Origin of the sequence: Pectobacterium actinidiae, from assembly GCF_000803315.1 — a bacterium.
GTDB classification, from domain to species: Bacteria; Pseudomonadota; Gammaproteobacteria; order Enterobacterales; family Enterobacteriaceae; genus Pectobacterium; species Pectobacterium actinidiae.
In genome coordinates, this window is the sequence record NZ_JRMH01000001.1 from 263124 (window position 1) to 286048 (window position 22925).

Consider the following 22925-nt stretch of genomic DNA (forward strand, 5'->3'; position numbering starts at 1 on the left):
ACTTCTCCACTGGCAGTCATCTCGGAGAATATGAATAAACCTGAAAAGGCACAGCGATAAGGAACGGTCATTCGTATTGTTCACGTTCTTCTTTGATGGCGTGTAGCAAGATTGTCGGAGGGATGAGAAAGCCGTGTTCACCTGCGGAATGCCATCGCATTCGGTACTCGCTTTGTGGCACCGAACGCGATGATAAGGCGCTTACACGGCCATTCCTAGTCCGACGATATTCGCTGCCAGAATAATGACCATGCAGCCGAGAACCAGCACGCGTACTGGCTTCTGGCCAACGGCCTTCCACTCTTTAAACAGTAGACCGACGATGCCGCCGCACAGTACGTAGAAACTCATGTGCAGCATCCAACTGATATAGGTGTAATCAGCCGGAATGTTGGCGTGTCCCCAGGCATAGAAGAAGAACTGCAAATACCACATGACGCCGCCCAGAATGGCGAAGAGCGCGTTGGCAATCAGTAACGGTTTGGCCTGTGCCAGATCGGCTTTTAATGAAATGCCCTTGCAGGTTGCCAAACGGATGAAGCAGAAACCCAGGTTGACGATAGCACCGCCGCCCATAATCACTACGTAGCTGGGGAGGGCGACATACAACGCATTGATTCCCAGCGTTTGTGCTGCGGTGTGCATCGGTTTCGCGGCATCCATCGCAAAGGACATGCCAGCGGAGAAGATGCCGCACATCACGGCCAGAATCAGCCCTTTTTTCAGGTTGAACTCCTCCGCGCGAATGCCGAGTGCTCGCTCTTTCAGTAAGCCGGCATAGCTGACAATGGCGACGCCAATGACTGCGACCAGCACGCCCAATAGCGTCATCCGTCCGCCCGCTGAACCAAACAGAACGGAGAACTTACCTTGCAGGACGGGTGTCATCAGCGTACCGATAATCAACGTCACGCCGATGGCGATACCGATGCCCATCGACATGCCAAGGTAGCGCATCGTCAGGCCGTAGTTGATATTGCCGATGCCCCACATCGCGCCGAAGAGAAAAACGGGGAGTAGGGTCGCCATATCGAACGAACCGTAATAACGCCAGAAATCAGGGAGTAGCCACCAACTGATGCTCCAGGGCAGGATAATCCACGAGAAGAAACCGCCTAATGACCACATGGTTTCCCATGACCAGTTTTTGACCTGTTTAAACGGTGCATAGAAGCAGGCTGCACTGGCTGCTCCGATGAAGTGCCAGAAAATACCCATGAAAATAGGATTGCTCATGCGTAACCCCTTGTTTTGCTGTAAGCCTGTGTTCGGCTCTGTAGGTAGAGTACGGTGTATGATTGTTGCCAGACCTGCTGGCGCTAGACAGTGTAGGAAGGTGAAAAAAGGTGAACCTTCAGATGCGTGCCACGAGCGGCAGGAGGACGGCATCGGTTTGAAGGTGAGTGCAGGCCGGATCACAAAACGCGGAAATCATCGCTGGGGGTACGATAGGGCAGAGCATTCTGTAAATGGTGCATTCTGTTCAAGAATTGATTAACACCACCGCAGGACTTTTCGCTATTATTTCCCTCTTTTCCACCTGCATATAGTGAGTTATGGAACGTTTTATTGAGAATCTGATGTACTCAGCGCGCTGGCTGCTCGCTCCGGTTTATCTTGGGCTATCGCTGGGCTTGCTGGCGCTGGCGATCAAGTTTTTCCAGGAGGTGTTCCACGTCCTGCCTAATATCCTGGATATCGCTGAAGCAGATTTGGTGCTGGTGCTGCTGTCATTGATCGATATGACGCTGGTCGGCGGATTGCTGGTGATGATGATGCTGTCCGGTTACGAGAACTTTGTCTCGGCGCTGGATATCTCTAAAGGCAGAGAAAAGCTGAACTGGCTTGGTAAGATGGACTCCGGCTCGCTGAAAAATAAAGTTGCCGCTTCGATTGTCGCTATCTCGTCGATCCATCTGCTGCGTGTGTTCATGGATGCCCGCAATATTCCGGATAACAAGCTGATGTGGTACGTGATTATCCATTTGACGTTTGTGTTGTCTGCACTTGTCATGGGGTATCTGGATCGCATGTCGCGTTACGAAAAAAGCAAAACGGCATAACGAACGCCGCACGGTTTGCGTAGCCAGATGAAAGAACAGATCCTATTGTTAATGAAGTGATTTTATCAACACGCTTTGTTTAACGGAGGAGATTATGCCGCAAACCGCTCAAATTAACCGCCGTGTGGTTCTGGCTCAGCGCCCGCACGGCGCGCCAACACAAGAGACTTTCCGTCTGGAACAGCAGCCTATCCCACAGGTCGATTCAGGACATATCCTGCTGCGTACGGTGTTCCTTTCCCTTGACCCTTACATGCGTGGCCGCATGAGTGACGCGCCTTCTTATGCCAAACCCGTCGAACTGAATGACGTGATGGTCGGCGGGACAATCAGCCGCGTGGTGGAATCCAAACACCCGGATTATCAGGCTGGCGACTGGGTGCTGTCCTACAGCGGCTGGCAGGATTATGCGATTTCTGACGGCAAAGGATTAACGAACCTGGGTCAGTCGCCGACGAATCCTTCCTTCGCTTTAGGTGTGCTGGGTATGCCGGGCTTCACCGCGTATATGGGCCTGATGGATATTGGCCAGCCTAAAGCGGGTGAAACGCTGGTGGTGGCCGCCGCGACCGGCCCGGTCGGCGCGACGGTTGGGCAACTTGGGAAATTAAAAGGCTGTCGAGTTGTTGGCGTGGCGGGTGGCGCAGAGAAATGTCGCTACGCGGTTGAGGTTCTAGGGTTTGATGTTTGCCTTGACCACCGGGCGGATGATTTTGCCGAACAGCTTAAACAAGCCTGCCCGCAGGGAATCGATATCTACTTCGAAAATGTCGGTGGGAAAGTCTTTGACGCCGTGTTGCCGCTACTGAATACCTCGGCGCGTATTCCGGTGTGCGGGCTCGTCTCTGGCTACAATTCAACAGGCTTGCCCGATGGCCCCGATCGTTTACCGCTGCTGGCGGGCACGATTCTGAAGAAACGTATTCGTATGCAGGGGTTCATTATCTTTGATGATTATGGTCACCGCTTCGATGAGTTCTGGAAGGATGTATCGCCGTGGGTGGAGGAAGGTAAGATCAAATATCGGGAAGAGATTGTCGACGGGTTGGAAAATGCACCAGAGGCCTTTATCGGCCTGCTGCACGGCCGCAACTTTGGCAAATTAGTGGTCAGAGTGGGGCCGGATGCATAGCGACAAACGTACACTGGCATTGGCGGAAAACGAGTTGGCGTAAAAATTGCCTGATCCCCTGCGTCATCGTTGCGGGGGAGAAGGCCAATGCATCCTGATTCTGCGTCGTTTCGCGTGCGGCCGTTGCAGCCGTGGTTTGTCATCAACGCGGCGGAAGATTACCTGAAGAAAAATGTCAGCCAGTCGCCCATTGCCCATTTTTACAGCTTCACGGTCAATCGCGCCGAACCGATGACGCTGGCCGTGCCGGATGGCAGCGTCGATCTCCTATTACACTGCTGTCCTGATGCACCGAGCGGGCGCGTTTGCGGCAGCACCGCATCGGCGCAGATTACCCGCCTGATGCCGGGAGAACGCTATTTTGGCGTGCGCTTCATGCCCGGTATCATGCCAGCCTTTCTTGACCTGTCTCCTGGGGAGTTGGCGGGGCAGGAGATCCCTTTTGATGAAGTTGCCCCTGACACTCCACGTTTGCTGAGACGGCTGGTGAACAGCCATGACTTTAACGAGCAGGTCAGCTTGTTTCTGCACTATTTTTCCTACTGGACGAACCGCTCGGCACCGCCGTTATTGCTGCAAATCATCGATCTGATTATGGCTCACGACGGCAAAATCAGAGTCGATGAACTGGAGCGGAAAACGCTCTATTCCGCCCGTTATATTCACCGGTTATTTCATGATAACTGCGGTATGTCCCCCAAAACGTTCTGCCGAACGATTCGTTTTCAGCGGGCGCTGGCGTTGCTCAATCAGGGTAATATCGACAACCTAACCACGCTGGCGCAGCGTCTTGAATATGCCGATCAATCGCATTTCTTGCGTGAATTTAAAGCATTTACCTCCTGTTCGCCGCAACACTATCTGGCACGGTTACAGGCTGTACGCTACCAGTGTCGTATCCGCCAGTACTGAGTCCGCCGTGATAACGCCAGCGTAAAGGCATCTCCTCTCCCATGCTGCTTTTTTGGGGCAACCTGCACCAAAAAGAGGCTATTGCTGCACCGTGGCGTGTGCCGATTTATTCTATTTTCCCCGTCTTACCCCTTGCTATAAACGTTTCACACCGTGCGCTATCGCACATTTCTCTTGTGAACGTTGTGAGGTTTTTTATGGCACAGGCAAAAGACATCGTACCGGGTTTTTACACCATTGATGACGCGATCGCACTGGATGGCGAGACGACCCGCGCGCTGCAATTAACCCACCTTAACCGCATGCGATCTCTGGATGGACATGCCAAATACTTTGTTCGAGCGGAAGGCAGCACCTTCATTGATGACCAGGGTGAAAAGCATCTGGACATGATTGGCGCGGTCGGGGTAGTGACGGTCGGCAACAACAATGAGTTTGTGTGGTCCTGTTTGCAGAAGTGTTTTGATAACCGTCTCTTCATGATGGGCGCGATTTCCTATCACAACGTGGCCGCAGCACTGGCGCACAACATGGCACTGCTCTCGCCACAGGGAAAACTGACCAAAATGGGTACGGCAACCGGCGGCGCAGAAGCGATTGAGGGAATGATCAAACTGGTCAAACTCGGCACTCGGCATAAAGCACACAAGACGCACCTGCTGGCGACGCTGGGCGCGTTTCACGGTAAGACCTCTGGCGCGGTGTCGCTCGGTGGCAAGGATAAATGGCGTGCAGGGCAGCAGCCGACGTTAGGCAATATCGATCATGTCACCTACGGATCGATTCCAGAGCTGGAAAGTGCGTTGGCAACAGGAAAATACAAAGCGTTTGTGGTGGAACCGATCCAGGGTGAAGGCGGGATTATTGTGCCTCCAGCGGGCTACCTGAAAGCAGCACGCGAGCTGTGCGATCGCTATGACACGCTACTGGTGCTGGATGAGATTCAGTGTGGAGCCGCGCGTACTGGAAAATTCTGGTGCTGTGAACATGATGACGTGGTGCCGGATTGTATCGTTTTCGCCAAAGGGTTGTCCGGCGGCCTGGTACCGTTTGGCGGCTATCTTTGTACGGAAAGCTTGTATGAAGCTGCTTATGGCACTATCGAAACCTGCTATCACCACACCGCTACCTATCAGGAAAATACCCTGAGTGCGGCGGCGGCATTGGGTTCCTTACAGTTCATCATCGAACACGATCTTTGCGGCATGGCGGAACGTAAAGGCGCATTAATGATGCAGCGGTTATATGACATTCAGGCTCGCCACCCGCAGGTGATCAAAGAAGTACGCGGTAAAGGGCTGATGATTGGTATTGAGTTTGGTCGTTTGCCGGAGGCGCTGCAAGCCAGCATGGGCGAATACTATTCTATGGCGATAGCAGGGCTGCTGGTAGAGAAATGGCGTATTCAGGTGAATTTCACCATCAATAATCTGGCGGTGTTCCGCTTCCTACCGGCGCTGACGATTAGCGAAGAAGAACTCGACTATGCGCTGAACGCGTTTGAATCTGCATTAATCAATGTGGTTGAACAGGCAGAGCAGGCCAACACCTCTGTAATGACGGCGTGAGGTGGCTGCGATGACATTTACTTATTCACAACCAGTAAAACTGTGTATCGGCAGAGGTGAAGTTGAACGAGTAGGCGAAGAGGTGGCGCTGTTGGGGAGCCGCGTGCTGCTGGTGACGGGGAAAACCAGCTGTCGCCAAACCGGGCTGCTGACGCGTCTGACGGACCTATTAACGCAGAGCGGTGTGCGTTGGGTGCTATTCGACAGCATTGAAGCAAACCCGCTCACCACGACGGTGGATGTTGGTGCAGCACTGGCGCGTGAACAGCAGTGTGATGTGGTGCTTGGCGTGGGAGGCGGTAGCGTGATGGACGCCGCCAAGGGCATCGCTTTTATGGCATGTAATTCAGGGAAACTGCTGGACTATCTGTCTCAACCACCGACACCTGCCACGACACTGCCGCTGGTGTTGGTGACCACAACGGCGGGAACGGGGAGCGAGGGCAACTGTGTCGCCGTTTTCACCAATCCTGAAACGCATGATAAACCAGCATTTTTCTCGCCAGCACTGTTCGCCCAGACGGCCATTGTCGATCCGACGCTGATGGTTACGCAATCACCACGTATGGTGGCGGCAACGGGGTTTGACGCACTCAGCCATAACATTGAGGCGCGAGTGGGTAAGTTCTGTAATCCGATGACGGAAATCATGACCGAACGTGCTATTCGGCTGCTGACCACATTTTTGCCACGCGTCTGTCGGGATGTGACCGATCTGGATGCCTGGGATCGGGTGTGTTGGGCGAATACGCTTGGTGGTATGGCGATCGGGATGTCGGCCTGTGGTCTGCCGCATGCGATGGAGCACCCGCTGAGCGGGTTGTACAACATTACGCACGGCGAGGGTCTGGCGGCGCTGTATCCCGAACTGATGCGTTTCTCCTGTGCTGAAAATGTCGCTGGCTTTGCTGCTGTTACGTGCGCAATGAGCGATAGCGTGACGCATCTGGATGAATCTGAACGTGCTAGCCATAGCGTTTATCTGGTGCAGCGTTTTCTGGAAAACATTGGACTGACGTTTACGCTGCGCGATCTGGGTGTACGTGAGCAGGATATTCCCTGGCTGGCGGACAACTGCGTGCAGACGATGGGGGTGAGCCTGGAACAAAATCCACGCAGAGCCTCACGTCAGGACATCGAAGCGTTGTATCGCACCTGCCTGTAAGGTGGCGCGGCAGCGAGGGATTTACCATCGACCCGATTGCGCGACATCACGCTATCTGGTTTGTTTTGTGTATCCGGGGGCAAGATGAGTACTCATCAATTGAAAAAGAACAGCCTGGGGCTGTGGTCGTTGGTTTTCTTTGTTGTGGCTGCCGCCTCGCCGTTGACCGGCGTGGTCGGCGGCTTGCCTGTCGCGATCTCCGCTGGCAACGGGGCGGGAATCCCCGCGGTGTACCTGATGGCGGGCGGCATCCTGTTGATTTTCTCTTTTGGCTATATCGCCATGAGCCGCTACGTGACCAATGCTGGTGCATTTTACAGCTACATCACTTTAGGCATGGGGCGTCGCGCAGGGTTTAGTGCCTTATCCGTCGCGCTGCTGGCCTATTTCGCTATTCAGATCGCGGTGGTCGCGATGTTAGGTTTCTTCATCAGCATGTATCTACAGGAACACCTTGGTATTGATCTGCCGTGGTGGCTCTATAGCGTGGCGATGCTGTTGCTGATGTGCCTATTAGGGATTGAAAGTGTAGAAGTCGGCGGGCGTGTGCTGGGCGTACTGATGCTAATGGAAGTCGGCATCATGCTGGTGGTGGATATTGCGGTACTATTGTCCCAGGATACCCCTCCGCTCACGCTAGAGGCATTTTCACCCAGCGTGATTAATCAGGGCAGTATGGGGATTGCGTTGATTTTCAGTATTGCTGCTTTTATCGGATTTGAATCCACGGCGATCTACGGTGAAGAGTGCCGCAACCCGGAGAAAACTATTCCCCGTGCGACGCTAGCCGCTGTGATATTGATTATGCTGTTCTTTGCCTTCACCAGTTGGATGATGGTGCAAGCCTACGGTGTGGATCAGGTTCGGCAGCAGGCGATTAACGATCCCGGACGCTTTATTTTTAACGTATCGAACGCGCTGGTTGGCAAATGGTCTGAACAGTTGATATCGCTGCTGTTGATCACCAGCCTGTTTGCAGCGGCTCAGGCGTTTCACAATAATATCTCACGCTACCTGTTTAGTATCGGGCGAGATGGTGTGCTGTCTTCCAGATTGGCGCAGGTGAGTAAAAATAAAGGCACGCCATACGTGGCGAGCATTGTACAGACGATCGTTGTGTTGGGCGTGCTGTGTATGATGGTGTTGGCGGATCTCGACCCGATGATGCAGATCTTCGCGTTAGGATCGGCGATCGCGACGATGGCGATTCTGCTGCTTCAGGTTGGCGTATCGCTGGCCGTTATCCGCTTTTTCCAACGCGAAACGCAGCATCCGGTCTCGGCATGGAGTCGTCTGTGGGCACCAATTATCTCGACGGTTGCGATGCTCTCGGCGCTGATTATGGTCGTCAGAAACGTTGATGTGCTGAGTGGTTCATCATCCCAGATCGTTTCGCTGCTGCCTTGGGGCGTGTTCGGTATTGCTATACTGGGCTATCTGTCTGCCAGCCGCATGCGCATCCCATCGCCGCAGGAAAACATGCCGTAACTCACCATCATCAACTGGGCTCATTATGGCGAGATGAGCCTGGTTTATGGGGGTATTCTTAGCAGAAATTAAATCGGAGATAAAAACTCCATAAGTAATAAAGTAAAATCATACTATAAGTAGTGATTCTGGCTATGCTTCTCTTTATAAAGAGAAATGGAATAGATAGGGGAATGATAATAAACGCAAAGAAGCCATCAGAATCGCCTTCAGGTATCTCACAGAGATTTCTTATTTCTACCCCATCAACCATCCCTTCGTAATCTCTTATTGATGTGATCAATATGATTATAGCGCAGAGAAGTGAATAGAGATAAAAACAGAAAGCAAAGAGTAATGTGTTTATGTTTTTTATAGTGCATTATCTGTACGGACATAGATTAACCCGTGTATAGAAAAGACATAAGACCGAATAGAAATGAAAATTGACGTTATAAATGTAGTCATTTTTTATTAATGATAACGCCTTTTGGACTTATTTCTAAGCCAAGGACAGCTCAAACGCGAATGTACTCATTTTTTAATCGATTATGCTATTCATTCAATATAGTGTTAATTATCCTTGTTCCTTAGAGAAAATCAACATTAGACATTCGCTTTCTTTTCCTGTTTTATTGTTTTTTTCTTTCGTTTTTACAATCTGAAAATATTCCTGAAATTTCGGGTAATTACCTAAACTAAAACCATCAATTAATGGTATTTTGGTACTTTCAACATAAGAAAGCAATTCTCTGTAAGTCTCATTAATATGAGTTAAATCACAAAGATAGATAGCACTAGTTTGAGGGGTCGCCTCATCACTCGGCCCATAAGAAAAATAATAATTCTTTGATAGCCTCGGCACGTTCCTGATTTCTTTATAGGTTAGTGTATAGTATTTAAAAATGTCTTTCTCCGTATAGACGGTATAAGGAACGATGATAAGCCATCCCCAAAAAAATAGCAGGGAAGATAATGAAATGAAGATGGTTAAGATCGTTTTCATTACAATTTAAATCCCAGAAATGTATTCTCATCAATCGTGTTGATAACCAGATCGTTTTCATAAGATGAAAACGGTTTTATAACAGACAAATAAGGTGGTAACGGTTTTTTATAAGGGTAAGCATGCATTTCCGGATCGGGGAAAATGAGTGGTCTGAGTTCATTATTCTTATATCTTCCCACTGGGCCATAGTAATCCCATATTTTAAAAGCATATTCTTTCGATTTTTTCTGACTAAGTGAAATATAATCTCTGGGAAGAACTACTGAATAAAAACCGACTAAATTGGAAATCAGATCTTCACAGCTAAAACCGCTATCCGTAGCAAGAGAGAACAGGGGATTAGATTGTAACCCTTCAAATTTTAGAGAGACATAAAACATTATGGAGAGCGCAATAGAACGTTTAGTCTCTATCGATAACCCTCTTTTTATCTTCCATTGCGCATGAACCCCCGTCTGCACACGGCGATAATGCATGGCCTGAGAATAATTAACCAGGAAATATCCTTTGAGTAACGGATTCGCAGGTTCGCTGATGAGCTGCCCCCACAAATCCCTCGCATCATCACCTTTTGCGTGGCCTAAATCAATCCACCCAAGCTGTTCGGTATAAATTAAACGCTCATTTTTTATATGTTCTCTTGTTGTCATTCCAATTGACTCCGACTGAAGATTTTATCACTGAGTTGCCACTTGTTGCTCACCACCCCTCCTCATAAAAAACCATAATGTATTAAAGAATTAATGAGGTGTGTTTTACGGCTTCTCAGTACATATTCTCAGTCAATATGCTGTACCCCGATGTCCCTGCGATATTGTGTTGGCAGGTAATGCTTTCATAACGCAGGCTCAGGATTTCAAACGGCTGCATGTCGCTATGTGTCAATGAGTTGGGATTCTGATTAGAGAGGTTGACAATAGAGGCATCCCTTAAGGTTATTGTCATGTAGTTCTCTTGCGTCCCGCTGGCGGAGGTGCGGTAATACCTCAATTCAACTTCCATTAGCTCATTGTTGGCGATGCTGGTGAGCAAGAGCGGTGTGGATTTATCAACGACTTTGGTTACGGAAAAGGGGTGGTGATTGACGTGGCGATCTCTTGATAGATCGTAATTTGTGGCATAAACAAAAATCTCATCTTCGTGACCAGCTATATGTTTATTTCCTACAGAGTCGATACTTAAACACCCTTCAGAGATCAGTCCCTGAATTTTCCCCGTTATCTTCATGAAAATAGAATTAGCCATTCGTATCACTCCCTGTTAAAAAATCCTTGTTGGGAACGTTATAACGTAAATTTTTATTGAAAAAAAGAATAACTCGGCTATTTAATAAGAAATATGATTTCTGTCAGAAAAACGTCCTTTCCAAAAAAATATAATCCCTTGTTTTTATTGATAACCCATCATTCTGGATAAGGTTATTTATTACCGCGCTAATTATATTTCAATGGTGTGTTTATTATATAAGTGAAAAGGACTTGTGGCTTAAATAACAATGAGGATGATTGAAGGGGTTAGTGCTTTAATTAAGAGAGAAACGTTATTGATAACTCGCCGCTTAAGCGGCGAGGCTTATTATCCATTCTGGTTTTATTACTTCCCGGCACTAAGCCAGTCTGGCAAATCGTGTAGTCCCATTGCCTGACGTACCAGCGTTGGCTTGATGCCGGGCAGTTTATCCGCCAGAACCAGACCGACATCGCGCAGCAGTTTTTTCGCCGGATTGTCGCCGTTAAACAGTTCGCGGAACCCTTGCATGCTCGCGAGCATCACCGCAGCACTATGTTTGCGGCGGCGTTCATAGCGTCGCAGATAAAGGTGTTGGCCGATGTCTTTGCCCTGCGTCTGTAAGCGCTTCAACTCCGCAATCAGTTCGGCGACATCCATAAAGCCCAGATTGACGCCTTGTCCTGCCAGTGGATGAATGGTGTGCGCCGCGTCACCGACTAGCACCAGCCGGTGCGCTGCAAAACTGCGGGCGTAGCGTCCGGTCAGTGGGAACGTCTGGCGCTCGCTTTCCAGTTCACACAGCCCCAATCGCATATCAAACGCCATGGCGACCTGACGATTGAACGCTTCTGCTGGCAAGTTCTGCATTGCCTGTGCCTGCTCCGGTGAAAGCGACCAGACAATCGAACAGAGGTGTGGATCGTCCAGCGGCAGGAACGCCAGAATGCCGTCGCCGTGAAACGCCTGACGCGCGACGGACTGATGCGGGTGTTCGGTACGAATAGTGGCGACCAGCGCGTGATGGCCGTAATCCCAAAAGGTCAGCGGAATATCCGCATGCTGGCGCAGCCACGAATGAGCACCGTCCGCAGCGACGACCAGCCGGGCGGTCAGCATGCTGTCATCCTTCAGCGTAATAAAGGCTTCGTTCTCGCCCCAGGCAACCTGTTTTAACGACGCGGGGGAGAGCAGGGTAATATCGCTTAACTGAGAGGCGCGTTGCCACAGCACCTGCTGAATCACCGGATTTTCTATGATATGCCCAAGATGGGAAAAGCCGAATTCTTCGCCGCTAAAGCTGATTTTACCGAAGCTGTCTTTGTCCCATACCTGCATATCGTTGTAAGGACTGACGCGTTGCGCCACGAGATTTTCCCAGACGCCGATATGGCGCAGGAGGCATTCGCTGGCGGCATTGATGGCGGAGACGCGAAGAGCATGGTCTTTCCCAAGCGGCTGAGGTTCGGCCACCTGTTTCTCCAGCACGGCGATACGCAGGCCGCTGCCCTGTAAGCCGCAGGCCAGCGCCAGACCGACCATACCGCCACCGGCAATAACCACGTCGAATGATTGCATTTCCGTATTTCCTGTTGGCGAGCTTAATTAACGTTCTACCCAGCCCAGCGTGCGACGAGCAAAAGCGTCGCGCATTAGCGGTAGGTTATTCATGGAGATGAGTCCGAGGTTACGGCCAACGGCCAACGCGGCATAGCGGTTGGCAAACAGTCTGACCAGCCCATCGGTGATCGCCACCGTGGTGTGCTGATCGGGTTCACGCCGCTGTTGGTAGCGGCTGAGTACACTGTACTGGCCGATATCCTGCTGTTTTTTCGCTGCATCGACGACCGTTTCCGCCAGCGACATGACATCGCGAATCCCCAGATTAAAGCCCTGTCCGGCAATCGGGTGTAGCGTTTGCGCGGCGTTACCCACCAGCGCCAGCCGATGGCTAATATGCTGGCTGGCCGTGAGTAAGCGCAGCGGATAGCTGTGGCGTTCGCCAATGTGGGTGAACTGCCCCAGACGCCAGCCAAAAGCCAGCTGTAGCTGCTGGCGAAATTCGCCTTCGCTCCATCCATCGACCTCATGTTGACGGTGTTTATCATGGCACCAGACGAGCGAGCAGCGGCCATTACCCATCGGTAAGAGCGCCAACGGGCCGTGCGGAGTAAATCGCTCAAACGCGCGTCCGCGATGGGGCTCGGCTGTTGTGACATTGGCGATCGTCGCGATCTGATCATAATCATGCTGCTGCCATTTAATGCCACAGGACTGCGACAGCATGGAGCGAGAGCCATCGGCGGCGACCAGCAGTTGGCCTGTTAGCTCTGTGCCGTCGTCCAGCGTTAGCGCCGCGTTATCCTGCGTCCGTGTGACGGCAATCACTTTGGCTGGGCAGTGCAGACGCACGCCCGGAGCCTGTTGCAGCAGGGAAAACAGGCGTTGCCCGACGTCGTGCAGTTCAACCACATGGCCTAATGCCTGAACGTGATAGTCTGAGGCTTTTAGGTTCACCACGCTGGCGTGCCCGCGTTCGCTGACGTGAATGTCGGTGATCGCCGTTGCATTGCCCGACAGCGCTTGCCAGATGCCCAGCGCTGCGAGCTGTTGACGTGTGCCATCAGACAGCGCAAGGGCGCGTGCGTCAAAACCCGGGTGTTCCTTGTCGAGTGGCGAGTGCGACTCGATAAGATTGACCGGGATTGCGCCCTGCGAAAGCCGCGATATCGCCAGCGCCAGCGTGGCGCCCGCCATTCCACCACCGACAATCATGACCGCCATGCTGTTGTCCTTTGCAATTATGTCGTTGCCCTTTGAAAGCGCTGCTTAGTGTTGCTTATCATGCCGTTGAGACATGAGCGCTTCGATGGCATCGGCGTCTTTTACTACGCCAGCCGTCAGGTTTTCGTTGCCGTTTTCGGTGATCACGATGTTATCTTCGATACGTACGCCGATTCCCCGGTACTGCTGCGGCACTTTGGCATCGGGCGCGATGTAAAGACCCGGCTCGATGGTCAGTACCATACCCGGTTCAAGCGGACGGCCGCGATCGGTCGTGCCGTAGTTGCCCACGTCGTGCACATCCAGACCTAACCAGTGGCTGAGTCCGTGCATGAAGAACTGACGATGTGCCTGCTCGGCAATCAGCTCTTCTACCTCGCCCTTCATCACGCCGAGCTTGATAAGGCCACTGACCATGATGCGTACCACTTCTTCGTTCACTTCACGGATGCTGCGACCCGGGCCAAACAACTCCAGCGCCCGCAACTGTGAGCGCAGCACGATGTCGTAAATGGCACGCTGCGGCGCGGTAAATGTACCGTTGACGGGGAAGGTGCGGGTAATGTCGCCAGCATAGCTTTTGTATTCGCAGCCAGCGTCAATCAGCACCAGATCGCCGTCACGCATTTGCGTTTCATTTTCGGTGTAATGCAGGATACAGGCGTTGTCACCGCTGCCGACGATGGTGTTGTAAGAAGGATAGCGTGCGCCATGACGGGTAAATTCGTGGTGAATTTCGCCTTCAAGCTCATATTCATACATGCCGGGGCGGCATTTTTGCATGGCGCGGGTGTGAGCCAGCGCGGTAATTTCACAGGCGCGGCGCATCACGCTAATTTCTTCTGGTGATTTAAACAGGCGCATCTCATGTACCCACGGGCGCCAGTCTGTCAGCGTAGCAGGGGCAGCAAAGCCCTGGCGGGTCCCGTTGCGCAAGTTTTCCAGGGCAGCGAAAACCAGCTTGTCGGCGTAATCGTATTGCCCTTGCGCGTGGTACACCACGTCCAGTCCATTCAGTAATAGATGCAGCTGTGCGTCGATTTCGCCAAACGGCAGGGCGCGATCAACGCCGAGTTTAGCGGGGGCCGCTTCCTGACCGAGACGACGACCAAACCAGATTTCGGCTGTCAGATCGCGTACGCGGTTGAAGATCACACTGTGATGATGTTTGGCATCGCTTTTTACCAGCAGCAGAACCGCTTCTGGTTCGTTGAATCCCGTGAAATACCAGAAATCACTATTTTGACGATAAGGATAGTCACTGTCGGCATTGCGCTGCGCTTCCGGCGCGGCAAAAATAATCGCCGCGCTGCCCGGTGCCATTTTTTCCAACAGACCCTGACGACGACGAAGAAATTCTTGTGGATTCATCACCTGCTCCTGAAAATAGTCCGTGCGGTTGCCTTTCTCTTCCGCCCTGAATAAGGCATGCCTTTCTACGTTATTTAGTGCAGCGTTGGCTTTTGCTGTTCGGGCGCAGTCACAACGCGTTGACTGGTAAATTCGGTATGGCACAAAATGGCAGAAACGCGAACATACTCAATCACTTCTTCCAGTGATTGTTCCAGCTCTTCCTGATCTTCATCTTCGTCGTAGCCAAGCTGTGCGATGTTGCGCAAATCTTCGATGGCTTCTTTCAGCTCGCCTTTGGCTTTGTTCAACTGTGGCTGAGCCACGCCCAGTCCGAGCAGGAAGTGGTTGACCCAGCCTGCCAGCGCGTCGGCGCGATCGAAGACGCTTACGTCATCCTGTGTGTCGTCCGGGAGGAAAAGCTGGAAGAGGAAACCGTCATCTTCCAGCGCTTCGCGCGTGGCCTGATACAGCTCCTGAATCGGCTGCGATAGCGTTTGGGTAAACGCCATGCCTTCGTTAGTCAGTTCAAAAACCAGCGTTCTCCAACTGTCGTCATGGTTTCCACCACACAGCATCCCACTGATCAAACCGTGCATTTCTGCTGCGGTCAGCGCGACTTGCTGTTGGTGAAGCAGATGGTTAAGGCCTTCATAGGCGGGAAACGTATTCTCTATAGACATGCGGATTCGTCATCGTTGGCTGGATTGGTTCGTGCTATGCTACCACCAAGCTCCCTTTCGATACCAGAAAGGGCTTGTATCTTAGATCTCGGCTATATATAGTTGCGCCCGCTTTAACGAGCCCGATGTAACGGGTAATGCTCATGCTATGCGGCACGCGGGCGCAAGAACGACAAAAGGCAGGAAGGTGGTATGTCTGCACAACCAGTAGATATTCAAATTTTTGGCCGTTCGTTAAGAGTGAATTGCCCGCCAGAACAACAGGAAGCGTTGAATCAGGCGGCGGAAGATCTTAACCAGCGGTTGCAAGATCTTAAAGTTCGCACTAGAGTCACAAACACTGAGCAACTGGTGTTTATTGCCGCGCTGAATGTGTGCCATGAGCTGGCGCAGGAGCGAGGTAAGACGCGTGATTATGCGTCGAATATGGAACAGCGTATTCGTATGTTGCAGCAGACCATCGAACAGGCGTTGCTGGAGCAAGGCAAGATCACCGAACGTCAGGGTGCACAATTTGAATAACGTCGTATTTTGACAAAAGTACGGTGTTTTTACGCGAGAAGACGTGCTAAGGTTTATCGCGAGTAACGAATAAAATTTCTCTGAGATGTTTGTCAGCGGGCCAGTCCCCTGAGCCGATATTTCATACCAACAGAATGTAATGCTCTGCGGTTGGTGAGCACGCTCGGTTCGTCCGAGAAGCCTTAAAACTGCGACGTTATGTTCACCTTGAACCAAGGGTTCAAGGGTTACAGCCTGCGGCGGCATCTCGGAGATTCCCTTTCTTTTATCATTTTTGACCCGTGGCGAATGCAGCCCATGTCATCTTCTGATTCACCTTCATCGGCACTTCCCGATACGTCACTCTCTTCTACGGCAGCATCGCGTCAGCAGATTCGTCAGGCTGTGCGTCAGCAGCGTCGTTTACTGACGCCAGAGCAGCAGTCGCGCTTTGCGCAACAGGCGTGTGATCGCGTCATGGCGCACCCGAAAATCATACGGGCAGATAGCGTAGCGGTATTTCTGTCATTTGATGGCGAGCTGGAGACGTCCCCGTTGATTCAACAGTTGTGGCAGCAGGAGAAACGCGTTTTTTTGCCGGTTCTGCATCCGTTTCGTACCGGACATCTGTTGTTCCTGCGCTATGCGCCGGACACCGAGCTGGTACGCAATCGTCTGAAGATTATGGAGCCGCATCTGGACGTGCGTCAGGTGTTGCCGTTACCGCAGTTGGACATCCTGCTGACGCCGCTGGTGGCGTTTGATCGTCAGGGACAGCGGTTGGGAATGGGGGGCGGGTTTTACGACCGTACGTTGCAGTATCGCAACCTGATGTCGCGTGGCCCTTATCCGATCGGTCTGGCTCACGATTGTCAGATGGTTGACGCACTGCCAGTGGAAAGTTGGGATATTCCGCTGCCGGAAATTATTACCCCCTCCCGCCATTGGCAGTGGAATACACGCTAGCTTTTGAACGATTCGGGCACCCGATCGTGACCCAACATCTGCTGGACCAATTCCACACAGTGCAGGAAGCGCGAATCGTAGTCCGACTCTTTGATGTAAACGTACGGGATATTATTGTTAGCCAGCATCGTTTTCAGCAGGTTCTGGAACTCCGAACGAGCGGTGGTACTGCCTAAACTGCGCAGCCCGTCGGCTACCCACGGCGTGTTGTTTTCCAGCAAGATGACCAAATCGAAGCGGTATTCGTCGATTAGCGCCTGAACGAACGGGTGCTCACGGCCTTCGTATTTCTTGCAGAATGCCTGTGTGGTGACGAAATCGGTATCGATGAAGGCCACTTTATTGGCATATTTCACTGCGAAATCAATGTATTGTGCCTGACCTAGCGCAATCTTATCGTAGTCGGAATATTGCAGCGCCATCTCGTCGCCGCCCAAATGGGAGAACACGTAATCGCGGCCATATTCCCAGGCGCTGGTGGTGTTGAAGATATTAGCCAGCTTGTTCACCAGCGTGGACTTGCCGCTGGATTCGCCGCCAAGAATGGCAACGGTACGCACAAAGAACGGCTTTACCTCGGTCGGGATATAGTCCCAATAGCGGAAGGGATCGTGGCGAATCTGCGAACCGCTAATGTTCATAAAGGATCGCTGTGGGTCGATCAGGACAGCCTCAATGCCCAGATGCTCGCGGTATTGCGGGGCATCCTGTTCTTCGCTGGTGTAGACGAAATTAGGCGTGATGCTTTTTTCCTGCATGAACGCCTGAATCCCTTTGCTCCACACATCCCAGCCGTGTGGGTAAGGCTCCATACCTTGTTCATTGAAGGCGTGAATATGAATATTTTTCTGATACTTAAAGGTCTGCAATAGCCAGCGCAGGCGGTCACTGACGGTGGGCTGCTGTGACATCGAGCTGTTCTCAAACAGCAGGCGGTCGCGCGGTTCGTCGTAACCTAAAATCACATGCAGTTCATCGACCTGGCTACAGGCACGCTGAATAAGATAAATGTGGCCAGTGTGTAGCGGATAGAACTTGCCGAAGACGACGCCAACACTCTTTTCGTAGCGCGGGAATTCCAGTTCAAGAAAGCGATGCAGCGCTTCCAGTTTCTGGGCGCTAGGGCTTTTGATTTTGGCATTAAGTAATTGACTGAGATAGCCTTTGGTCATATCGGTCGCGTCGGCAACCTGCTGTAGGGTGCAACCCTTCTGCCGGATAGCGGATTTCAGGTAATCAAATGATGACATGGTGCAGCACTCTTGTTTAGCTTACTAAACAAAATACCACAAGATAAGGCAATATCTGCTTTTTTTCAGGACGGTTATTAGCATCACTCAGCCCCTGCGCTGTCATTGTGTCCGTCTGCTCTCGAACTCTCTGCCATCTCTGCCATTAACCAGTCGCGAAACTGTGCGATAAGCTGGTGTTTCTTACTGTGTGGGCTCTCAACGACATAGTAGCAACCTCCATCAAGCGCTGTAGCAAACGGTGTGTAAAGCAGATGACTACGCAATGCGTTCTGTACGATTAGGCTGCTGGCGATCACGGCACCTTGCCCAGCGATAGCCGCCTGAATAGCGTGCGTTTCATCGTTGAAATGTGAGCCATGCGTAATATCCAGCGTTTGCAGCCCATATTGCTCTCTCCACCGGTTCCAGTCGGGCGTTAATGATGGGATGCGCCTGCCATCGACGTGGATAAGTGGGATCGTCAGCAAATCATTCGGATGCGTTACCACGAATTTTGGGCTTACTGCGAGGAGAAATTTATCTTCGAACAGGCAGGGAGAGGCTATTGCCTCATCAGGTACGTTGCTGTAGCGAATAGCGATATCAATCGCGGCTGTTTGCATGTCGATGATGCGATCGTCAGCATGCAGGCGTAGATCGAGGTCTGGGTAAGCTTGGCGTAACTGTGCCAGACGAGGCATGAGCCAGTGGGAGATAAATGCTGTTGTGGCGGTCAGTGTCAGCACGCTATTCACAGGGGCTTCGGTGACTTTTTCTACCGTATCCTGAAGTAACGTAAATGCCTGACGAGTGCCAGCGTAGAGCAATTCACCTTTATCCGTTAATGCCACATGACGTGGATTGCGCTCTAGCACGCGCTGGCCGAGATGGGCTTCCAGCAGGCGAATCTGGTGACTCACTGCCGTTGCGGAAACGCCGAGTGCATCGGCAGCATGCTTAAAACTGCGTAGCTCCGCCACTTTATCAAAGGCTCGCAGCGATCCTAAAGGGGGAAGTCTTTTTTTCATGCTGAATTTTATTCATCTTATGCTGAAAAGGATGACTTTGAATGCACCATTCTAACGAGAATATTCTGTTTCAGGCAGCTAATGATGTGAAAATTAATTCATCAATAAGGAGTGCTTTATGTCTGAACAGAAGGTGAAAGAGTTAAGGCTGGTAGTGACGACGGCAGATTTCGATAACGCTCTGGCATTCTATCGTGACCGATTGGGGTTACGGCAGCAGGATGCTGTACCGCCGGATAGCGGTCGTGTCGCCATTCTGGAAGCGGGAAGGGCGACGCTAGAGCTAGTTGAACCGGAAACTGCGGCGTTTATTGACCGTGTTGAAGTCGGTGAACGGGTGTCTGGTTGGATTCGCGTGGCCTTTGAAGTTGATGATGTGGTGCAGACGACGGATACGCTGACCGCGTCGGGAGCAACGTTGCTGGGGGCACCGAAAGAAACGCCTTTTCGTTCTGTAAATAGCAGACTGGATGCACCGGCGGGATTACAGTTAACGCTTTTTCAACGGCAATAATGAGAAAACGGCCTGTTTGTGGGCAGGCCGTTCCTTGCTTTGGGTCGCTGGCGTGATAAACCCGCTACAGATCGTCGAGGATCGCCAGCGCGTCGGCCAGCTTTTTCACGCCGAACACCTGCATGCTGGCAGGGGCTTTCTTCGGCATATTGGCATGAGGAACGATGGCGCGTTTGAAACCGTGTTTGGCGGCTTCGGTAATCCGCTCTTGTCCGCTGGGAACGGGGCGGATTTCGCCCGCCAGACCGACTTCACCGAAGATGACCAGATCCTGCGGTAGCGGGCGGTCACGGAAGCTGGAGACCAGCGATAGCAGCAGCGCCAGATCGGCACTGGTTTCGGTGACTTTAACGCCCCCGACGACATTCACGAACACATCCTGATCCGACATCTGCAAGCCGCCGTGGCGATGCAGCACCGCCAGCAGGATGGCTAAGCGGTTTTGCTCCAGCCCGACCGCCACGCGACGCGGGTTAGCCATCATCGATTGATCGACCAGCGCCTGAATTTCGACCAGCAGCGGACGCGTACCTTCCCACACCACCATGACCGAACTGCCGGACGTGACTTCGTCCCCGCGGCTGAGGAAAATAGCCGACGGATTGCTGATCTCGCGTAGACCTTGTTCTGTCATCGCGAATACGCCCAGCTCATTAACGGCACCGAAACGGTTTTTATGGCTGCGCAGCGTGCGGAAGCGGGAATCCGCATCGCCATCCAACAGCACGGAGCAGTCGATGCAGTGTTCCAATACTTTTGGCCCGGCGAGCGAACCGTCTTTGGTGACGTGGCCGACCATGACGATAGCAACACCGCGCGTTTTGGCGAAACGCGTCAGGTAAGCCGCCGTTTCACGCACCTGCGCCACGCTGCCGGGAGACGATTGAATATCGGCGAGATGCATGACCTGAATCGAGTCGATCACCATCAGCTTAGGTTGTTCCTGCTCGGCAATCAGGCAAATCTGCTCGATGCTGGTTTCCGACAGCATGTTGAGATTCTGAGTTGGCAGGTTGAGGCGATGTGCCCGCATCGCCACCTGCTGGAGTGATTCTTCGCCGGTGACGTACAGGGTTTTCATGTTCTCTGACAGCTTGCAGAGCGTTTGCAGCAGCAACGTACTTTTACCTGCGCCGGGGTTACCGCCGATCAGAATGGCGCTGCCCGGAACGACGCCGCCGCCCAGAACACGGTCAAATTCCTGAAAGCCGGTAGAAAAGCGAGGCAGCGCTTCAAGACTGATTTCTGAGAGCTTTTGTACCCGGCTGACGCCAGCGCTTTCGCCTGCATAGCCAGTGAGACGGTCAGAACGTGATACCGACGCTGAGGCCAGACGGACTTCGGTAATGGTATTCCAGGCATGACAGGCGCTGCACTGCCCTTGCCAGCGCGGGTAATCAGCCCCGCATTCATTACATACAAACGCCCGTTTGACGGCTTTTGCCACGTATCACCTCCACTGATTAACGTTTTTCGTGTCTCATACTGCCGCTGAGAATACACAGCACGCCAGTCAGATCGGCATGACGAATGGTCACCGCCGATTGTTCATTGACCTTCGGTTTGGCGTGGTAGGCAATGCCTAAGCTGGCTGCCTTGATCATCGGCAGATCGTTCGCACCGTCGCCAATCGCAACGGTCTGATGCATTGGGATTTCCAGTTTTTCCGCGAGCTGTTGCAGCGTAGTTGCTTTATATTTTGCATCGATAATGGTGCCGATGACGTCGCCGGTCAGCTTGCCGTCTTGCATGCCTAATTCGTTGGCAACGGCGGCGACCAGCCCTAATTCATCACGCAAATAATCAGAAAAGTAGGTAAACCCGCCCGACGCAATCGCAACGTGCCAGCCTGCTTCCTGAAGCTGGCTAACCATATTACGCAGGCCCGGCATCAACGGCAGATTTTTGCGTACCGTCTGTAAGATAGTGGCATCGGCACCTTTTAATGTCCCTACGCGCTGGCGCAGGCTGTCAGCGAAATCCAGCTCGCCGCGCATCGCGCGTTCGGTGACTTCAGCGACCAGCTCGCCTGTGCCCGCCAGTTTGGCGATTTCATCAATACATTCGATCTGAATCGCGGTGGAATCCATGTCCATCACCAGTAAGCCCGGCGAACGCAGCGTCGGCGCATTGCGCATGGCCGCGACATCAATACCCAGTTCGTGAGCCAGTTTGGTGGCGCGTGGCGTCAGCGTACCAGCCAAACGCACGACCTGATAATCGCCCACATTCCAGGCGCTCACGATAACCATCGCGCTCCCCAGCTTACGCTGGTAGCGGGAAATCAGGTTCTTATCGAGGACGTCGCTGTAAATCAGCCAGCCAGTGTCTCCCGCGCGGTAATCGAGCGGCATCACTTCGTCACCGCTCAGTGATAATGGCAGTCCCGGCCAACAGTTGATCTCATCAGGGAGATCACGATAGGTCAGACTATTCGACATGGGGTAAATCCTCTGCTGGCAGTAGTGCAATAAAGTCGTGCGATAAAGAGGGATGTGGCGTCGACCAAACATATCCCTCCAAAAACTGGGCAACAAGCTATCCTATCGTCGGCGCTTCTGGCAACATGAAAGTATCCAAATCGTGTAAGGATTATCATGGTTCGCGCCCGGGTGAAATTTCGTCTACACCGCACGGCAATTGTGCTGATTTGCCTCGCTCTGCTAGTGGTATTAATGCAAGGTGCGTCTTATTTCAGTTTGAGCCACCAGATGGCGCGATCTGAACAGGTTGAAGATTTGGCACGTACGCTCTCCAGACAGGTGGCTTACAGCCTTTCTCCGCTGATGGGCAGCGTGGATGATAATAGTCAAAAAATTAATACCATCCTCAAACAGCTCACCGATCACAGTCGCATTCTGGATGCTGGCGTGTATCAGCAGGACGGCTCGCTGGTGGCGCATATCGGTGAGCAGGTGCAACTGCGAGATCGGCTGGCGCTGGACGGTAATCGAGTCGGTAGCTACTTTAACCATCAACTGGTGCAGCCTATTGAGGGAAAAGAAGGACCTATCGGTTTCCTACGTATTACCTTAGATACCCATGTGCTGGCGACGGAAGCCAGGCAGGTGGATAACACCACCAATATTCTGCGTCTGATGATTTTGCTTTCGCTGGCTATCGGCATCATTCTGACCCGTACGCTGTTGCAGAATCGTCGAACTCGCTGGCAGCAGTCGCCTTACCTTCTCACGGCAAGTACGCCAGTGAAAGAAGAAGGAGACGAGGCAGAGAGTGAAACGCTGCCGGACAGCGGCACGGTAGTGAAAAAAGACGCGGAAGAGAAAAGCCTCTGATATCTTCATGGTTGCCCCGTACAAAATG

23 protein-coding genes and 1 other RNA gene are annotated in these 22925 nt (G+C 52.2%); 11 read left to right on the plus strand and 13 right to left on the minus strand.

What is annotated here, in order from left to right:
- Positions 1-201 precede the first annotated feature (201 nt).
- Positions 202-1236, minus strand: a complete 1035-nt coding sequence (gene rhaT, locus KKH3_RS01180) for an L-rhamnose/proton symporter RhaT (RefSeq protein ID WP_039355048.1) — start codon at positions 1234-1236, stop codon at positions 202-204.
- Between the two features lie 320 nt (positions 1237-1556).
- Here rhaT and KKH3_RS01185 point away from each other — a divergent pair, with 320 nt between their 5' ends.
- The 6 genes from KKH3_RS01185 to KKH3_RS01210 all read left to right on the plus strand — a co-directional run bounded on the left by KKH3_RS01185 (position 1557) and on the right by KKH3_RS01210 (position 8328).
- Positions 1557-2063, plus strand: coding sequence for a TIGR00645 family protein (locus KKH3_RS01185; protein WP_039355050.1), 507 nt, complete (start codon positions 1557-1559; stop codon positions 2061-2063).
- A 94-nt stretch (positions 2064-2157) separates the two neighbouring features.
- Positions 2158-3195, plus strand: coding sequence for an NADPH-dependent curcumin/dihydrocurcumin reductase (locus KKH3_RS01190; protein ID WP_039355051.1), 1038 nt, complete (start codon positions 2158-2160; stop codon positions 3193-3195).
- Between the two features lie 87 nt (positions 3196-3282).
- The gene (locus tag KKH3_RS01195) at positions 3283-4107 is read left to right on the plus strand and encodes a helix-turn-helix domain-containing protein (RefSeq protein WP_039355054.1); all 825 of its coding nucleotides are present in this window, start codon (positions 3283-3285) and stop codon (positions 4105-4107) included.
- A 197-nt stretch (positions 4108-4304) separates the two neighbouring features.
- The gene (locus KKH3_RS01200) at positions 4305-5675 is read left to right on the plus strand and encodes an aspartate aminotransferase family protein (RefSeq protein WP_039362004.1); all 1371 of its coding nucleotides are present in this window, start codon (positions 4305-4307) and stop codon (positions 5673-5675) included.
- Between the two features lie 10 nt (positions 5676-5685).
- The gene (locus KKH3_RS01205; RefSeq protein WP_039355056.1) at positions 5686-6840 is read left to right on the plus strand and encodes an iron-containing alcohol dehydrogenase; all 1155 of its coding nucleotides are present in this window, start codon (positions 5686-5688) and stop codon (positions 6838-6840) included.
- A gap of 84 nt (positions 6841-6924) precedes the next feature.
- Positions 6925-8328, plus strand: coding sequence for an APC family permease (locus KKH3_RS01210; protein WP_039355059.1), 1404 nt, complete (start codon positions 6925-6927; stop codon positions 8326-8328).
- Between the two features lie 58 nt (positions 8329-8386).
- Here KKH3_RS01210 and KKH3_RS21425 read toward each other — a convergent pair whose 3' ends face one another.
- The 8 genes from KKH3_RS21425 to KKH3_RS01245 all read right to left on the minus strand — a co-directional run bounded on the left by KKH3_RS21425 (position 8387) and on the right by KKH3_RS01245 (position 15360).
- Complete coding sequence (locus KKH3_RS21425; protein ID WP_072034489.1) at positions 8387-8683, minus strand: DUF2645 family protein; 297 nt, start codon at positions 8681-8683, stop codon at positions 8387-8389.
- Between the two features lie 201 nt (positions 8684-8884).
- Positions 8885-9313 carry a hypothetical protein gene (locus tag KKH3_RS01215; RefSeq protein WP_039355062.1) on the minus strand — a complete coding sequence of 143 codons (429 nt, stop codon included), beginning with the start codon at positions 9311-9313 and terminating at the stop codon, positions 8885-8887.
- Positions 9313-9966, minus strand: a complete 654-nt coding sequence (locus KKH3_RS01220) for a hypothetical protein (protein WP_039355065.1) — start codon at positions 9964-9966, stop codon at positions 9313-9315. The genes KKH3_RS01215 and KKH3_RS01220 overlap by 1 nt, the downstream gene beginning before the upstream one ends.
- Before the next feature lie 115 nt (positions 9967-10081).
- Entirely contained in the window at positions 10082-10561 is a 480-nt protein-coding gene (locus tag KKH3_RS01225) for an Hcp family type VI secretion system effector (RefSeq protein ID WP_039355068.1), read from the minus strand.
- Between the two features lie 348 nt (positions 10562-10909).
- Positions 10910-12121, minus strand: coding sequence for an FAD-dependent 2-octaprenylphenol hydroxylase (ubiI, locus tag KKH3_RS01230; RefSeq protein WP_039355072.1), 1212 nt, complete (start codon positions 12119-12121; stop codon positions 10910-10912).
- A gap of 27 nt (positions 12122-12148) precedes the next feature.
- Positions 12149-13327, minus strand: a complete 1179-nt coding sequence (gene ubiH, locus KKH3_RS01235) for a 2-octaprenyl-6-methoxyphenyl hydroxylase (protein WP_039355076.1) — start codon at positions 13325-13327, stop codon at positions 12149-12151.
- A gap of 45 nt (positions 13328-13372) precedes the next feature.
- The gene (gene pepP, locus KKH3_RS01240; RefSeq protein WP_039355079.1) at positions 13373-14698 is read right to left on the minus strand and encodes a Xaa-Pro aminopeptidase; all 1326 of its coding nucleotides are present in this window, start codon (positions 14696-14698) and stop codon (positions 13373-13375) included.
- 74 nt (positions 14699-14772) lie between these two features.
- Complete coding sequence (locus tag KKH3_RS01245) at positions 14773-15360, minus strand: YecA/YgfB family protein (protein ID WP_039355082.1); 588 nt, start codon at positions 15358-15360, stop codon at positions 14773-14775.
- A gap of 192 nt (positions 15361-15552) precedes the next feature.
- Between KKH3_RS01245 and zapA the strand changes: the two genes are divergently transcribed.
- The 3 genes from zapA to KKH3_RS01255 all read left to right on the plus strand — a co-directional run bounded on the left by zapA (position 15553) and on the right by KKH3_RS01255 (position 16827).
- Positions 15553-15882 carry a cell division protein ZapA gene (gene zapA / locus KKH3_RS01250; RefSeq protein WP_039304500.1) on the plus strand — a complete coding sequence of 110 codons (330 nt, stop codon included), beginning with the start codon at positions 15553-15555 and terminating at the stop codon, positions 15880-15882.
- Between the two features lie 74 nt (positions 15883-15956).
- A non-coding RNA gene (gene ssrS, locus KKH3_RS21430) (6S RNA) lies at positions 15957-16140 on the plus strand.
- A 39-nt stretch (positions 16141-16179) separates the two neighbouring features.
- Complete coding sequence (locus KKH3_RS01255; RefSeq protein WP_039355084.1) at positions 16180-16827, plus strand: 5-formyltetrahydrofolate cyclo-ligase; 648 nt, start codon at positions 16180-16182, stop codon at positions 16825-16827.
- Here KKH3_RS01255 and nadR read toward each other — a convergent pair.
- Both nadR and KKH3_RS01265 read right to left on the minus strand, forming a co-directional pair.
- Positions 16824-18077, minus strand: coding sequence for a multifunctional transcriptional regulator/nicotinamide-nucleotide adenylyltransferase/ribosylnicotinamide kinase NadR (nadR, locus tag KKH3_RS01260; RefSeq protein ID WP_039355086.1), 1254 nt, complete (start codon positions 18075-18077; stop codon positions 16824-16826). The genes KKH3_RS01255 and nadR overlap by 4 nt on opposite strands.
- Positions 18078-18160: 83 nt before the next feature.
- Complete coding sequence (locus tag KKH3_RS01265; protein WP_039355090.1) at positions 18161-19087, minus strand: LysR substrate-binding domain-containing protein; 927 nt, start codon at positions 19085-19087, stop codon at positions 18161-18163.
- Between the two features lie 118 nt (positions 19088-19205).
- Between KKH3_RS01265 and KKH3_RS01270 the strand changes: the two genes are divergently transcribed.
- Positions 19206-19601: a VOC family protein gene (locus tag KKH3_RS01270; protein ID WP_039355093.1), complete on the plus strand. Its 396-nt coding sequence runs from the start codon at positions 19206-19208 to the stop codon at positions 19599-19601.
- Between the two features lie 64 nt (positions 19602-19665).
- Here KKH3_RS01270 and radA read toward each other — a convergent pair whose 3' ends face one another.
- Positions 19666-21048 (minus strand): DNA repair protein RadA, encoded by a 1383-nt coding sequence (gene radA / locus KKH3_RS01275; protein ID WP_005971086.1) that lies wholly within the window; start codon positions 21046-21048, stop codon positions 19666-19668.
- A 16-nt stretch (positions 21049-21064) separates the two neighbouring features.
- A complete protein-coding gene (serB, locus tag KKH3_RS01280) occupies positions 21065-22042 on the minus strand; it encodes a phosphoserine phosphatase (protein ID WP_039355096.1) in 978 nt (325 codons plus the stop codon).
- Between the two features lie 156 nt (positions 22043-22198).
- On the opposite strand from serB, the gene KKH3_RS01285 reads away from it, so the two are divergent.
- The gene (locus KKH3_RS01285) at positions 22199-22897 is read left to right on the plus strand and encodes a YtjB family periplasmic protein (RefSeq protein WP_039355098.1); all 699 of its coding nucleotides are present in this window, start codon (positions 22199-22201) and stop codon (positions 22895-22897) included.
- The last annotated feature ends 28 nt before the right edge of the window (positions 22898-22925 follow it).